The organism is Acidimicrobiales bacterium (assembly GCA_035536915.1).
In the GTDB taxonomy this organism is placed as follows: domain Bacteria; phylum Actinomycetota; class Acidimicrobiia; order Acidimicrobiales; family JAHWLA01; genus JAHWLA01.
Genome location: DATLNE010000034.1, coordinates 1 through 13,699, shown reverse-complemented (window position 1 = coordinate 13,699; position 13,699 = coordinate 1). Strand labels below are relative to the sequence as shown.

16 protein-coding genes are annotated in these 13,699 nt (G+C 68.7%); 5 read left to right on the top strand and 11 right to left on the bottom strand.

Features of this window, described 5'->3' with window-relative positions:
• Window positions 1-50 precede the first annotated feature (50 nt).
• Window positions 51-1,394, top strand: coding sequence for a glutamine synthetase family protein (locus tag VM938_09680; protein HVF75308.1), 1,344 nt, complete (start codon window positions 51-53; stop codon window positions 1,392-1,394).
• A 7-nt stretch (window positions 1,395-1,401) separates the two neighbouring features.
• Window positions 1,402-2,082: a response regulator transcription factor gene (locus VM938_09675; GenBank protein HVF75307.1), complete on the top strand. Its 681-nt coding sequence runs from the start codon at window positions 1,402-1,404 to the stop codon at window positions 2,080-2,082.
• Window positions 2,083-2,136: 54 nt separating this feature from the next.
• Here the strand turns inward: VM938_09675 and VM938_09670 are convergent, their stop codons facing one another.
• The 3 genes from VM938_09670 to VM938_09660 are packed head-to-tail and all read right to left on the bottom strand — an operon-like array spanning window position 2,137 to window position 4,128.
• A complete protein-coding gene (locus tag VM938_09670; protein ID HVF75306.1) occupies window positions 2,137-2,295 on the bottom strand; it encodes a hypothetical protein in 159 nt (52 codons plus the stop codon).
• 7 nt (window positions 2,296-2,302) lie between these two features.
• Complete coding sequence (locus VM938_09665) at window positions 2,303-2,638, bottom strand: RidA family protein (GenBank protein ID HVF75305.1); 336 nt, start codon at window positions 2,636-2,638, stop codon at window positions 2,303-2,305.
• The gene (locus VM938_09660; protein ID HVF75304.1) at window positions 2,635-4,128 is read right to left on the bottom strand and encodes a 2Fe-2S iron-sulfur cluster-binding protein; all 1,494 of its coding nucleotides are present in this window, start codon (window positions 4,126-4,128) and stop codon (window positions 2,635-2,637) included. The genes VM938_09665 and VM938_09660 overlap by 4 nt, the downstream gene beginning before the upstream one ends.
• A 22-nt stretch (window positions 4,129-4,150) precedes the next feature.
• On the opposite strand from VM938_09660, the gene VM938_09655 reads away from it, so the two are divergent.
• Window positions 4,151-5,011 (top strand): hypothetical protein, encoded by an 861-nt coding sequence (locus VM938_09655; protein ID HVF75303.1) that lies wholly within the window; start codon window positions 4,151-4,153, stop codon window positions 5,009-5,011.
• On the opposite strand, the gene erpA is transcribed toward VM938_09655, so the two are convergent.
• Together erpA and VM938_09645 are read right to left on the bottom strand one after the other, a co-directional pair.
• Window positions 5,012-5,359 carry an iron-sulfur cluster insertion protein ErpA gene (gene erpA / locus VM938_09650; GenBank protein HVF75302.1) on the bottom strand — a complete coding sequence of 116 codons (348 nt, stop codon included), beginning with the start codon at window positions 5,357-5,359 and terminating at the stop codon, window positions 5,012-5,014. It lies immediately after the preceding gene.
• 36 nt (window positions 5,360-5,395) lie between these two features.
• The gene (locus VM938_09645) at window positions 5,396-6,046 is read right to left on the bottom strand and encodes a helix-turn-helix domain-containing protein (GenBank protein HVF75301.1); all 651 of its coding nucleotides are present in this window, start codon (window positions 6,044-6,046) and stop codon (window positions 5,396-5,398) included.
• A 53-nt stretch (window positions 6,047-6,099) separates the two neighbouring features.
• On the opposite strand from VM938_09645, the gene VM938_09640 reads away from it, so the two are divergent.
• Window positions 6,100-7,221 carry an Mrp/NBP35 family ATP-binding protein gene (locus VM938_09640; GenBank protein ID HVF75300.1) on the top strand — a complete coding sequence of 374 codons (1,122 nt, stop codon included), beginning with the start codon at window positions 6,100-6,102 and terminating at the stop codon, window positions 7,219-7,221.
• A 1-nt stretch (window position 7,222) separates the two neighbouring features.
• Here VM938_09640 and VM938_09635 read toward each other — a convergent pair whose 3' ends face one another.
• The gene (locus tag VM938_09635; GenBank protein ID HVF75299.1) at window positions 7,223-7,738 is read right to left on the bottom strand and encodes a replication-relaxation family protein; all 516 of its coding nucleotides are present in this window, start codon (window positions 7,736-7,738) and stop codon (window positions 7,223-7,225) included.
• A 57-nt stretch (window positions 7,739-7,795) separates the two neighbouring features.
• On the opposite strand from VM938_09635, the gene VM938_09630 reads away from it, so the two are divergent.
• Window positions 7,796-8,578: a hypothetical protein gene (locus VM938_09630; GenBank protein HVF75298.1), complete on the top strand. Its 783-nt coding sequence runs from the start codon at window positions 7,796-7,798 to the stop codon at window positions 8,576-8,578.
• Between the two features lie 29 nt (window positions 8,579-8,607).
• On the opposite strand, the gene VM938_09625 is transcribed toward VM938_09630, so the two are convergent.
• From VM938_09625 to VM938_09605, 5 genes are all read right to left on the bottom strand, one after another.
• Window positions 8,608-8,838: a hypothetical protein gene (locus VM938_09625; protein ID HVF75297.1), complete on the bottom strand. Its 231-nt coding sequence runs from the start codon at window positions 8,836-8,838 to the stop codon at window positions 8,608-8,610.
• A 1,001-nt stretch (window positions 8,839-9,839) separates the two neighbouring features.
• A complete protein-coding gene (locus VM938_09620) occupies window positions 9,840-10,451 on the bottom strand; it encodes a deoxynucleoside kinase (protein ID HVF75296.1) in 612 nt (203 codons plus the stop codon).
• On the bottom strand, window positions 10,451-11,461 hold the full coding sequence (locus VM938_09615; protein HVF75295.1) for a hypothetical protein: 1,011 nt from the start codon (window positions 11,459-11,461) through the stop codon (window positions 10,451-10,453). Before VM938_09615 ends, VM938_09620 begins: the two co-directional genes overlap by 1 nt.
• A gap of 8 nt (window positions 11,462-11,469) precedes the next feature.
• The gene (locus VM938_09610) at window positions 11,470-12,099 is read right to left on the bottom strand and encodes a hypothetical protein (GenBank protein ID HVF75294.1); all 630 of its coding nucleotides are present in this window, start codon (window positions 12,097-12,099) and stop codon (window positions 11,470-11,472) included.
• Between the two features lie 651 nt (window positions 12,100-12,750).
• Window positions 12,751-13,632, bottom strand: coding sequence for a transposase family protein (locus VM938_09605; protein ID HVF75293.1), 882 nt, complete (start codon window positions 13,630-13,632; stop codon window positions 12,751-12,753).
• Window positions 13,633-13,699 lie beyond the last annotated feature (67 nt).

Genomic DNA, 13,699 nt, shown 5'->3' with positions numbered 1-13,699 from the left:
TGTGTGAACAGATTGTGAACGGGGGCGGAAACGGCAGATTCCCTGTCACCATGGGCAGCGTGGAACGCCAACAGGACTACGTGCTGCGGACCGTCGAAGAACGAGGCATCCGCTACATCCAACTGTGGTTCACCGACGTCCTCGGCATCCCCAAGACCTTCAGCATCACGCCTGCCGAACTGGAGAACGCCCTCGAAGAGGGCATGACCTTCGACGGCTCGGCCATCGACGGCTTCTCCCGCGTGCAGGAGAGCGACGTGCTGGCTCGGCCCGACGCCAAGACGTTCCAGATCCTCCACGGCGTCGACGGCGCGGCGGCGGGCGCTCGGGTGTTCTGCGACATCTTGAACCTCGACGGCACGCCGTTCGAAGGGTGCCCTCGGCATGTGCTGCGCCGAGCCATGGAACGGGCTCGGGAGAAGGGCTTCGCCTACTACGCGGCGCCCGAGCTGGAGTACTTCTACTTCGCCGACGGCGAGGCGGGCAGCGTGCCCAAGCCGCTCGACCACGGCTCGTACTTCGAGCTGACGGCGGCCGACAAGGCAGGCGCGCTGCGCACCCAGACGGTACTGATGCTGGAGGACATGGGCATCCCCGTGGAGTACGCCCAGCACGAGGACGCGCCCAGCCAGCACGAGATCGACCTGCGCCACACCGACGCACTGACCATGGCCGACACGGTGATGACGGTGCGCCAGGTGGTGAAGGAGATCGCCTCGGCCAACGGCGTGCGGGCCACGTTCATGCCCAAGCCGCTCACCGGCGAGCAGGGCTCGGGCATGCACACCCACTTCTCGCTGTTCGAGGCCGACGAGCCGGCGTTCTACGACCCGGGTGACGAGAACAACCTGTCGAAGGTCGGCAAGGGATTCATCGCAGGCCTGCTCACCCACGCCCGGGAGATCACCGCCGTCACCAACCAGTGGGTGAACTCCTACAAGCGGTTGGTGGTCGGCTACGAGGCGCCGGTGTACGTGTCGTGGGCCCGCAACAACCGATCGGCGCTGATCCGGGTGCCGATCGCCAAGACGGGCAAGACCGAGTCGACCCGCATCGAGTACCGAGCCCCTGACGGCGCCTGCAACCCCTACCTGGCCTTCGCCGTGGTGCTGGCCGCCGGGCTCAAGGGCATCGAGGAGGGCTACGACCTGCCCCCCGAGGCGGCCGCCAACCTCTACGAGATGTCGCCGTCGGAACTGGTGGCGGCGGGCATCCCGTCGCTGCCCGGGTCGCTGTCGGAGGCGTTGGCCGAGATGGAGCGCTCCGAGCTGGTGGCCGAGGCGTTGGGCGAGCACGTCTTCGAGTGGTTCCTGCGCAACAAGCGGGCCGAGTGGGCGGACTACAAGGCCCAGGTCAGCCAGTTCGAGATCGACCGCTACCTGCCGATGCTCTAGGGGGACCATGGAACCGCTCCTGCTCTTCCCCGACCCGCCGCCGCCGGTGCTGGCCCAGTCGCTCGACTTGGGCGGGTACCCGTGGAAGGCGGCCATGACGGCGGAAGAGGCTGCCCACATCGAGCCCGACGACGGCTGGTCGGGCGCCGTGGTGTGCGCGGACGAGGACCCCGAAGGTGCCTTCGCCTTCTGCCGGGCACTGCGCAAGCGCGACCTGCCCATGGAGCCGGTGCTGCTGTTGGTGTCGGGCCTCCAGCTTCCCGACCTGGAGCTGCGTGAAGACCTCTTCGACGACTTCTGCCTGTCGCCGTTCCAGCCCCGCGAGCTCGAAGCCCGGCTGAAGCACCTGTTCTGGCGGACCGGCCGCGGCACCCGGCCCGAGCTCGTCGAATACGGCCCGTTGGTGCTGAACCTGGAGACGTACCAGGCGGGCATCGGCGGGCGCCCGCTCGACCTCACCTACATGGAGTACGAGCTGCTGAAGTTCCTCGCAACGCACCCGGGCAAGGTCTTCACCCGGGAGACGTTGCTGTCGCGGGTGTGGGGCTACGAGTACTACGGCGGCGCCCGCACGGTCGACGTCCACGTGCGGCGGCTGCGGGCCAAGCTCGGCGAGGAGCACGCCAACTTGATCTCGACGGTGCGCTCGGTCGGCTACCGCTTCGGCCAACCCCGCTGGAGCCTGTAGCTCCACTCCCGAGTACATAGCCGGCGAGATTCGCCGGCTATGTACTCGAACTGGTCAGTAGTTGAGGTCGACGAGCTCGGAGCCCTCGTGGTCGTCTTCCACCGTCTTCTTCAGCCACCAGCCCATGAGGGCGGTGATGAGGGCGGCCGTCATAAGGAAGGCCACGGGCAGTACCACCAGGATCACGAGGGCGAGGATCAGGGCACCGGTCACGCCGACATCATCGCCCGAGGTGGGCCCATGCCTCCACCTCGACCCGAGCGCCCGCAGGCAGGGCAGCCACGCCGATGGTGGAGCGAGCGGGCCGATGGTCGCCGAAGGCCGCCACGTACGCCTCGTTCATGGCGTCGAAGTCGCCCATGTCGACCAGGAACACGGTCGTCTTCACCACGTCGGCCAGCGAGGCGCCCTGAGACTCCAGCAACTCCCGCACCTGTGAGATGGCGGCGGTGGTCTGCGCGGGGATGTCGCCCGCATCGGGCTTGATCTGGCCGGAGGTCACCACCCACTCGCCCGCTCGCACCACCGGGCTGTAGGGACCGAGGGGCTTGGTCATGTAGTTCTCCTTCGGGAAAGGGGCCAGTCTGGCCCGAGGCCGTCGGCCCGCCAAGCAGCGGCGGACACGGCGGCGAACACGGCGTCGGAACCGTTGACCGACGGGCCGGGCGTGCGGTCGATCTCGACCTCGATCGGCGGCGTGTCCTTGGCCCGCAGGATGCCGAACGAACGGATGGTGAGGTCGTGGACCTCGCCCTGCTCATCGACGGCGATGCCCTCCGTGCGCACCCACCCCAGCGCCATGTGGGCCGCCCCGATGCAGTACGAGCGAAGCACCACGTCGTCGAGCGGGTCGCCGCACGCCACTCGCACCCGCACGCCTTCGTCGGTGACGACGGCTTCGGCGCGGGCGCCGTTGGGCGCGGTGACCTCGAGGCGCTTGGCCGCCGCCGCCACAAGGACAGCGGCTTCAGCCCAACCGGCGGCGCGCACGTGCGCCGAGGTGGGCGGGCCGACAACGTCGGCCTCTTCGACCCGCAGCCCGGGGGCCACCGAGGCAATGGCCGCGGCGATGCCCGGCGTGCGGGCCACACGCAGGACGCCGGTGCCGTCGGCGTTGGCACCGCCCGCGACGGGCGGGCGCTTGGGGCCGAGGCGCACCACGTCCTCGCGCGACAACAGCACGCGCACCGGCTTGCCAAGTTCGTCGGCCAAGGCCCGAGCGGCGGCGGGCGCGGGCGAGTCGGCCTTGCCGCCGAAGGCGCCGCCATTGGCGAGCGGCGTGTAGGGCTCGCCGCCCGGCACGCACCACGACGCGTCGGGCTCCAGGTAGGCGGGCTCCACCCAGGTGGTGCGCAGGGCCACGTCCCAGTCGCCGGGCGGCAGGTCGAGCGGGTGGCGGACGTCGATGGTGGTGCGGCGCCCTTGCACCTTGCCCGCCTTGGCCCGCGCCTCGGCAAGCGTCTCGCCCACCGCCCAGCCGCCGCGGCCGTCGGGCACGGCGAACAGGGCGTCGTCGGGTGCGGTGTCGTCGGCGAAGCCGCCCGCCCCCAACGCCACCTCGGGCGCCACCCGCTGGGGCACGCCGCCCTCGATGGCGGCCCGAGCCGACGCCGCGTCGAGGTCGCGTTCGGGGAACGTCTCGCCCACCCGGGCCGCGGCCTCGAGAATGGTGCGCCACCCCGTGCAGCGGCACAGGTGGGCCAGCAGGTCGCCGCCCGCTGTGAGGCGCACGATGATGCCCGGCGTGCAGAAGCCGCACTGGCTGGCACCGGTGGCGCAGAAGGCGTCGGCCCACTGCTGCCTCGTCTCCGGCGGCAGTCCGTCGAGGGTGGTGACCTGGCGGCCCGCGATGCGCCGGGCGGGGGTCACGCACGCCACCCGCGGCGCCCCGTCGACCAGCACCGTGCAGCAACCGCACTGGCCTTGCGGGCTGCAGCCGTCCTTGGGCGAGCGCACGCCCAGGCGGTCGCGCAACACCTCCAGCAGCGACGAGCCGTCGTCGTCGACCTCCACTTGTTGGCCGTCGAGCTGAAACTGGAAGGGCACGGAGGGAGGATAGGTTGGCCTCGTGGCCCTCGAAGTCAGCCGTCGCACGTTCCTGCTCGCGTCAGCGGGCCTCGCCGTGGCCGCCGCCTGCCGAGACGGCGGCAGCGACATCGACGTGGACGCCGACCCCGGCAAGCGACTCACTAACCCGTCGTTGGTGCTCGCCTCCTACGTGCACGTAGCCGGCATCGACCAGCGGGTGGCATTGGCACTGTTGGAGGGCAACGGGCCGGCGCACCCGACCGGCCCCATCGAGGTGGCCTTCAAGGCGCCCGACGGGAAATTGACGGCACCGGTACGAGCCGACGTGCACGAGGACGGCATCTCGTTGCCGTACTTCCCGGTGACACACCGTTTTGCCGTGCCCGGCATCCACGAAGCGGTGGTGACGCACGGCGGGCGAACCCTCACCGCGGCCATCAACGTGAGCACGCCCGAGGGCATGCCCATGCCCTACGAGGGCAAGCCGTTGTTGAGCGTGCCCACGCCCACGGCCGCCGACCCCAAGGGCGTGCAGCCCATCTGCACTGCCGACCCCGTGTGCCCGCTGCACGAGATCAGCCTCGACGCCGCACTGGCCGAGAAGCGGCCCATCGCCCTGCTGTTCTCCACCCCGGCGCGGTGCAAGTCGCGCCTGTGCGGGCCGGTGCTGCAGAACCTGCTCGTGCACCACGACGCCTTCAAGGACCGGGTGCGCTTCATCCACGTCGACATCTACGCCCAGCCCAACAGCGAGAAGCTGGCCCCCGCCGTCGAGGCCTACAAGCTGCCGGGCGAGCCGTTCCTCTTCCTGGCCGACGCCGCGGGCATCGTGCGCACCCGCCTCGACAACGCCTTTGACCGCACCGAAGTGCGCGACGCCCTCAACCGACTGGTGGGCTGACTAGCTGAACGACTGGCCGCAGCCGCAGCTGCGCTGGGCGTTGGGGTTGTCGATGGCGAACCCCGCGCCCTGGAGGCCGTCCTTGAAGTCGAGGGTGGCGCCGGTCAGCAGTTGGGCGCTGGCCGGGTCGACGACGACCTTGACGGCACCGAAGCTCGACGAGATGTCGTCGTCGGCGATCTCGGTGTCGAAGAACATCTCGTAGCTGTAGCCGGAGCACCCGCCGGGGCGGACGGCGACACGCAGCGCGAGGTCGGCGTTGCCCTCCTGGGCGATCAGGTCGGCCACCTTGGTCACCGCGGTCTCGGTAAGGGTGATCGGGCTCGGGACCGTCTCGGTGGTGCTCACAGGGAATTGCCTCCTCGAACGAATGCGAATGTCAGTCTACCGGGCGACCAAGTCGACTTGGCACGGGTCACGGTCGGCGAGGGTGGCGAACCGGGCCACGTCGACCTCTCCGAGAACCTCGACCATGCCTTCGACTATTCCCCGGTGCAGGTGGCAGACCAGCTCGGGGAACGCCTCGGCCAGCTCCCGGTAGGGGCAGCGGGTGAAGGCGACGGTGGCGGTGCGGCCGTCGTGGCCCACGGCGGGATCGAACCCCAGGTCGGCCAGTTCGTCGGTCACGGCGGCGACGCACGACGGGGCGTCGGCCCGCTGGATGCCCGCGTGGCGGCCGTGCACCCGTCCTGCCTCGGCCACGGCCACCGACTGGGGGTCGAGGGCGGCGGCCAGGTTGGCCAGCAGGCCCGCCAGCAGGGGGAAGGCGGGCGGCTCCAAGCCGAGGGAGGGGGCGTCGGCGGCGGGAGCGTAGAGGTGCTGCGGGCGGCCGACGGTGCCCCGGTTGACGACCTCGACGTGCAGAAGGCCGGCGTCGCGCATCTTCTCCAGGTGGGGCCGCACCGTGTTGGGGTGCAGGCCGAGGCGCTCGGCGATCTCGGCCGTCGACAGGGCCACCGCCGAGCGGGCCAGTTCGAGGTAGATGGCGTAGCGGGTGTCGTCGCCCAGCGCCTTGAACACCGGGAGCCGATCCATCGACAGGAATATACCAGGCAGATTCCTTGTAAACTCAGTACGTGGAAGCTGCCGTGCGTCGTGCCCTGGTCGATGTGATCGACCCCGAGCTGGGCGACAACGTGGTGGCACTGGGCATGGTCCACCGGGTCGACGTCGACGAGGCCACCGGCGACGTCGACGTGACGCTGGCGTTGACGACGGCCGGCTGCCCGCTTCGGGCGCAACTGATGCGAGACGTACGCGAGCGGGTGGGCGCCGTCGAGGGCGTGGGCGAGGTGCGGGTGCACTTCGGTGAGATGACCCCTGAGCAGAAGCGTTCGTTGATGCAGCGGGCCCGGTGGAAGGCGCGTGAGAACGCGGTCGACACCGACATCCCGGCCACGACGCGGGTGCTGGCCATCTCCTCGGGCAAGGGCGGCGTGGGCAAGTCGTCGGTGACGTCGAACCTGGCCGTGCAGCTGGCGATGCGGGGGCTGACGGTCGGCGTGCTCGACGCCGACATCGGCGGGTTCTCCATCCCCCGCATGCTCGGCCTGGAGGGTCGGGTCGCCGCCGTCGACGGCAAGATGCTCCCGCTGGAGAAGCCGGTGGGCGCCGGGTTGTTGAAGGTCGTGTCGATGGGGTCGATCGAAGGGTCGGCCGAGGACCAGGCGGTGATGCTGCGGGGGCTCATGCTCAACCGGGCCGTGCAGCACTTCCTCGAGGACGTGCGTTGGGCGCCGCTCGACTACCTGCTCATCGACATGCCGCCCGGCACCAGCGACATCCAGATGGGGCTGGCCCGCATGTTGCCGCGGGCCGAAGTCGTGATCGTGACGACGCCCGCGTTGGCCGCGCAGAACGTGGCCGCCCGGGCCGCCGACATGGCCCGCAAGGGGTACTTGCGGGTGGCAGGCGTGGTCGAGAACATGAGCGCCTTCGTGTGCGACCACGGCGAGTCGTACCCGCTGTTCGGGCGGGGCGGCGGTGAGCGGCTGGCGGCGCAGTTGGGCGTGCCCCTGCTGGCCTCGATCCCCCTCGACCCGTCGGTGGCGGCGGGCGGCGACGTCGGGCGGCCCGGCAGCGTGCCCGCCTTCGCCGCCCTGGCCGAGCGACTGGTAGAGGAAGCCGTGCCGGTGGCCGACATGGCGGGGTGCTCCGCCCGCCTGCTCGACGACGTGGAAGCCCGCCTCGGCCCCGTTTCGAGTACATAGCTCACCTATGGGACCGCGGACGCCAAAGGTGGCGCGCCGCACCGGTCCAGGCGAAGGCGATGGACACGCGGCTCTTGCGCCGCGACGACACCCTCAGGCGGTCCACGCCGTCGAGCTGGCGGCGCGCCCGGTCCTCGGAGGTGGTGAGGAACAGCAGCGGCGGCGGCCAGGGGTGGCGTCCCGCCCAGGCCCGGTCGTGCGCGTAGCGGAGGTGGCGAAGCGCCTTGCCCCGAAGTCGCGGCTGGGTCATCGTCCCCCGGTCGACCTCCACCAAGGCGACGACGGAGCGGCCGAAGGCGTCCGCGCGCAGCAGGCCGTCCGGTGCGACGTGGAGGTCGCGGTCGCCGTCGCGCCAGTGCTCCCACGCCTCCTCGTCCCGCCGCCACTCGCGCAGCACGAGGCCCGAGTCGCCAGCGTCGGCCAGGGCGAGGGCGAAGCCGGTCACCGCCGCGGTGTGCATGAGGAAGTTGGGGTGCGGGCTGGCCGCGCCGCCCCAGCCCGCGGGTTCTTCGACCACAGGGACTCGCCGAAGGCGCCCTCCATGCCTCAGGCCGAGCGACACCGCCATCGGGCGGTGTCCGAGATCCTCGCGGTCGAAGCTAACGACGACGGAGAGGTTCGCTCGTTCCGTGTCGACCATCTGCCCTCCGGTTTGCTCGACTGGAAAGACGTGGAAGGCTGGATCAACGGTCACGCTGCGGCCGACGGCAGCCCCTCCGTGCGCGTGGTCGCCACCTGGCTCGAACCGGAACCTTCAGAGCGCGTACCGAAGCGACCACCAGACCACGTTCGCTATGCCTCCGACCCGTTGGCGTACGCGGTGCCCGAGGACACGTGGCGTCGGGTCATTGGGGTCAACGAACATGGTGTCCTCGGGCGCCTCCGTCGGCTCTCCGAACGGCTCGCCGTGGAGTACGGCTGGCAACCCGGACAGGCGACGGTCCACGTGTTGACCGGGCTCACGCCTCAAACGACGGCGCTTCGGATGACGTGGCCGGCGTTTGCGCCTGCAAAGGGCGACTACCCCCAGCCGTGGCGGATGCGAATTCAGCTCGAGGTCGATCTCACGGAGCGTCCCGAATCGGTCGCCCGCGCTTACCGCGACGCACGCTCTGAAATACTCCAACTGCACGGTCACCGCCGCGCGCGGTTGTTGAGTGAGCGCACGTATGAGCTTGCGGTGCACGCAGCCCGTCGTCTGGACGAAGAGTCGTGGGCCGACACGATGCGGCGGTGGGATGACTCGCATCCGGCGTGGGCGTATTCCCATCGCGCGGACGCAGTCCGGCAGTTCAGGGCCGAAGCTAACGAAGCCATTCAGCGAACGCTCGACCCATTCGGCACCGTGGCGTCCTGACGAGGCTCAGCGGCGAGGTAGCAGCTCTTCTACGACTCCGGAACTTCGAACCACAACCGGCCGGTCGCAAGGCGCGTGTATCGCCCGTTCGCCTCGTCGTCCCACATGGTCCCCCAGTGCTCGTCGTGAGGACCCCCGAAGACCTCCATTGGCAATGGCGTCGAGGCGTGCGGGTTGTGGAGAACGGTCACCCGTGCAAGTGCCGCCTCCGGGTCGAACTCGGCCGTTGCGGCAAAGTGGTCGTACACCTCGCGGACCACGCGCCAAGTCTCCCTGGGGCTTGGCTTACCGCGTGACAGCCGATCCTTCAGGGAGCGTTCCACTCGGTACTGAGTCGGGTTGAACTTGGTAAGCCGGATACAGCGCTGTACCGGGTGTTGATCGCCGGTTGCAGTCGCGCGCCAGACCCGAAGGTCGTCTCTACAGGACCAGTGCGGCCGGTCGCCGGGTCGATCGAGAAGACACACCAACATTCCCGAACGCAGCTCCTGCGACGCTGAAGACGTCCAACCCCACATCGCTGTTGGCTGACCCCAGGACCACGACGTACGGGACACCAGCGCTCCTTGCCTCAGCGCCCTGCCTTCGTTTGCGCCCTTGAAAGGCACCCCGAAGAGGCGACACGAAATCGAACGGTCCGGCCTGCGGCGGAAGCCGAACGGTCGGTTCGTACACCTCGCACACCACGCGGGTGATCGGATGGTGGACCTGAAAGTCGGGTCTTCGCAGTTCGCCAACTTCGAACTCGTAGGGAAGCTGCTGTTGGCGGAGGTACGCAGCGAGCAGGCGCTCCCCGTCGGACATCGGCTTGTTGCCACGGTTTCGGGACGCCCCCATTGAGCGAAGCGTACGGCCCCTGCGTGAACGCTGACTACGCGCCGGGGACGCGAAGGCGAATCTGACGCCGGTTTCGCGCAACCACCAGATCGTCGAGCGAGGCGGAAAGCAGCCGCCAAGGCGCCGCCTCCGCCCCATGGGCCAGACGAAGCCGCGAAGCTGCCGCCCGTCGCGTCACAACATCGAAACGAGGTAGCGCTCGGTCGTGCCAACGAGGCTGGGGCCTCTCTCTTCGCCGTTCTCCTCGTTCCGGCTGGTGATAGCTGGCGATGCGGGACACACGTGACTCCATTTGGGCCGAAACGGAGACAGTCGTGAGGTTGGCGGTCGTCCCTTCCCTCACTGCTCGCCCACGTGGGGCGTCCTACAAGGACCTAGACAGCCCAGACTTTTAGGTGCCACTAACCGATTCGTTCAATCCGACTTACGCCAGCGACTTGGTGTGGGCTAGGGCGAGCACTTGGTCCACGCCACGACTCGTCCGCGGGTCGACGCTGTCGGTATCAACCTCGACGACTCGGCAGCCGGTCCACGAGCGCCACCAGCCACGGCTGGTCTCAGACAGCTCAGCAAGGTACTCCTCCGTCAGCCGCTGCTCGAACGGCCGACCTCGACGGCGAACGCGCTCTATCAATGAAGCGGGCTGTGCGTTCAAGGCGATGACCAGGTCCGGGGGCCGCACGTCGTCCAAGCCGAACTCGTAGTCGAGAGCGAGCTGAAGGAACTCGTCATCGCTGAGCCAGCCCCGCCGGTGCAACGCGGTGTTGAAGACCTGGTGCACATCGAAGTAACTGTGATCCTGGACCACGCGCTCCCCGAGCCGCGCGAGTTCAGTCGCGACGACGCCCGCTTGACGGAATTGCTCCAAGAACCATCGTTGCGCGCTGCACGCCGGGGCGGCTCCCGCATGCAAGTCCGCCAAACGCGGGTGGAACTCGAAGTTCTCCGGCACGACCACCGCGTGAAGCCGAGTGGCCAAACCCCAGGTACACGTCGTCTTGCCGGATGCGATCGGACCCGTGACCACCCAGTGCATCAGTTATCGACCCGTCCGGCGAGACGGTCCTTCATGACACAGTGCTCGTCTTTGAAACGGGTTACCCGGCGCTCCAACTCCGCCACGTTGCTTCGAACGAGGAAGCTCATCTCATCGTCGCCCAAGGCGATGAGCGACCGCAGCTCGACGTCGTTAGGCGAGTTAGTGAAGACCTGGGCGTGATCGTCGGCGGCCCTGACGCAGTACAGGGTGGCCGCGTCGGCGACAGGAGTGACCGTCGCTTCGAGCTCTTTCCTTCTCACATAGTCGTTGAACCGATTGATGGCGCTCATCATCGAGTGGCCAGAGGTACAGCTGTCGTCAACGGCGAGAACCGTTGCCGGAAGGCCCGGGTCGTGCATCTCCAGATACGCCCGCAACCCCTCGAAGTCGGTTTCGTGGGACACACCGTGCGTGCACACGCGGGAGGGATCGTTCTCACCCTTGACGACGATGATGCCGGGCCGGTGGGGAAGAAGCTCAGCAGCCTCGCGGGCGAGGATCGGGTTGCCGTCCTTCGGCACCAACAGAACGCCCGGTAGTGCGATGTGATTGTGTCTCGCGAGGTACTCCACCCATGCAGCCATGATGCGTGCAAGCGATACGTCGTGCTGCGCTTGGTGGTGAACCGCCCCCATGGTGTCTACGTACCACCGGAGGCCGCGGAAGTCGTTGTCATCGAGCTCGCGGATCCACGGCTTGATCGTCTTGGCCAAGGCGACGTCCAACCGACGAACCTGCGTCTGCGGCTGCCTTGCCCCCAAGGCAGCGGCGGTGTCCGCAGTCCTGGCCAGTTCCGCCTTCACCTGCGGGTTAATGCCCAGGGCATCCAGCGCCGGGACCACTCGCGCTCGTGCCGCTCGCTGAGCCTGATTGCCAAGACGGGAGTCCGGGCGGATCCACCCTTGGTAGAATGCCTCGTCGCGCAACTGAGTCAGGGCCATCAGAATAAGCAGCAGAAGCGCCGGAATACCCGCCACAGCCAAGGCCATCTCAGTCAGGGTGTTCATCAGCGGGATTAGCGCAAGCGGGCGATCACGTCGTCCATCAAGTCCAAGTCGCTGTGAAAGACCCTGTATTCAAGACGCTCGGCCGCCGCGGCCACGCGACCGGACTGGTCGACCGACGCCCGGCGCAGCCACGGCTCCATCACAGCGACCCAACCCGGCCTCGCAGAAATCTGGAACGTATCGGTAGCCTCCAACCCCACCTGGGGACGAGGGGCCGCTGGGTCGACGTACTCGTCGCCCAACAGCAGGCGGACCGTGTATGGCCTGCACTCCTCGAGGACCTCGAGGTATTCAGCAGCAGCGACGTCAGTCAGGAGAGGGCGCAGGTTGAGCGCAGTCGGCAATCCGGCTTCGTTCAGCAGCCGCAGCGTCTCGATGCGCTCCTCGTAGCTCGATGCTCTCCGTTCTAGCCGGGACACCGACGCTTTGGTCGTGATGGACACTGCCACTTTCATGGCCCGTCCGGCTGCCCCCAGCACCCGACTCACATCCGCAAGCCCATGCACGGTTCCACGGGACAGCGCTGCTTTCGTCGATAGGCTGATGTGCCGCCGAAGAGATGTCAGGCCCCAAAGCAGGGGCAGTGCGTCAGCGCGTCCGAACAGGTCCGTATCGCACGCCGGGTAGATGATGTCCACGCCATGCAGCGAGACCCGGCCCGCCTCCACGTCTTGGAGCGTGGGGACCCCTGGATAGCCAGAGAACCGCGCAAAGCAGTATTGGCAGTCGAACACGCACCGCCCGCCCGTCGTCAGCATCAAGCGGTTGCGGACCCCGCTGCCAGGAGGGGTCAGCGGCCGTTTGGACAAACTTGCATCGTGCACGGCCCCTCCCCGATTTAGCTATCCCTCACCATAGCTTTGAACCCCCGGCACCATCTCGCGTCGAATAGCCGGCATTGGTTCCCTCTACGAGACGGCCCATGCCACGGAGAACGACGTCAGCGCCCTTGTGACGACTGCATCGCGCTCGTCACGGTGCCCAGGTTCCCGCTGGTGAGGTCGCCAGATCCTCAAGGTTCCGGCGTCGAAATTTCATCTCCACCGATTTTGTACCCGGAAGTCCGTCGACCGGCGGAGCGCGCCCGGCTTTTGACGGGAGAGCCTCGATGCCGAGTAGTTACGGCCCGCGAGGCGGCGCGGCCCCCACTGCGCGCGAACGACGGAGACTGAAAACGGCACGCCCATTGGTTGGACATGCCGTCCGCGCTCCCATGAGGTGAGCTATGGACCCGCGGCCGGATAGGTCGCGCGACAGCGTGGCAGCGACTCGGGAACGCGGGCGCGCGGCTAGAGCATCGATGCGAGGACGGCGACGGCCTTGCCGGTCCGGTCAAAGCGGTCGACGGGCCGGCGCCAGTCGCGCATGACGCGCCACCACTTCATCCGTCCGATCGCGTGCTCGACGGGCATGCGGGCGAGGGCGTGCTCGGTGTCGCGTGTTGCGCGGGTGCCGCGACGCGGCTTCATGGCGGGCACCCACGCTCGTTCGCCGAGCTCGGTGCGCAGACCCCGGTAGCCCTGGTCGGCCACCACGAGGACCCCGGCGGCGAGCAGCGTCGCCAGCAGTGCCGACTGGGCGCGCAGCATCGTCGTGTCGTGGGTGCGGCCCTCGCCGGTGGGGTTCGCCTCGAACCACAGCGGTCGACGGGACGCGTCGGCGACGACCGTGCCCTTGAGCACATGGGCCTTGGACTTGCCCGACCACGCCGCCTGCTGGGCCTCCCAGTCGCCGGGCGTCCAGCGAGGCACCTCGGTGCCGTCGACGAGGACGGGCTCGGCGGGGCGCGACTGCAGATGCGCCAGCAGGTCCGCGGTGGTGCGGATGGGCGCAGCAGCACCCGGAGGGGTGCAGCCGTGGTCAGCCAGCAGGGCCTCGATCTCGTCGCGCCAGCGGCGCACGCTGCGCTCGTGCACGCCGAACACCCTCGCCGTGGCCCGCGTCGACAGACCCTGGCGCATGTGGGTGAGGGCCACCAGCAGCCGAAGCCACAACGGCACCGGCTTGGCGCCCGCACCCGGCGCCCGCAGCCGTCCCGGGCGCTCGGCGTTCGATCGGCGCATCGCCTCCCAGGCCGGGCCGATCCGTGTCAGCAGCTCGGCGAACTGCTCGGGGCTCGTGCCGCACAGATCGCGCGACGGTTGGATGGTGACGACGTGTCGGGGCGCCATGACGAAACGCTAGGAATGTCGCCCCACCGAAGTGGTGGACCTAAAGCGCCGCAGGTCTTATGTACTC

Coding starts and splice junctions, on each gene's coding strand:
- VM938_09680 (HVF75308.1), top strand. CDS start 51: ATGGGCAGCGTGGAACGCCAACAGGACTACGTGCTGCGGACCGTCGAA.
- VM938_09675 (HVF75307.1), top strand. CDS start 1,402: ATGGAACCGCTCCTGCTCTTCCCCGACCCGCCGCCGCCGGTGCTGGCC.
- VM938_09665 (HVF75305.1), bottom strand. CDS start 2,638: ATGACCAAGCCCCTCGGTCCCTACAGCCCGGTGGTGCGAGCGGGCGAG.
- VM938_09645 (HVF75301.1), bottom strand. CDS start 6,046: ATGGATCGGCTCCCGGTGTTCAAGGCGCTGGGCGACGACACCCGCTAC.
- VM938_09620 (HVF75296.1), bottom strand. CDS start 10,451: ATGCACTGGGTGGTCACGGGTCCGATCGCATCCGGCAAGACGACGTGT.
- VM938_09615 (HVF75295.1), bottom strand. CDS start 11,461: ATGAACACCCTGACTGAGATGGCCTTGGCTGTGGCGGGTATTCCGGCG.
- VM938_09605 (HVF75293.1), bottom strand. CDS start 13,632: ATGGCGCCCCGACACGTCGTCACCATCCAACCGTCGCGCGATCTGTGC.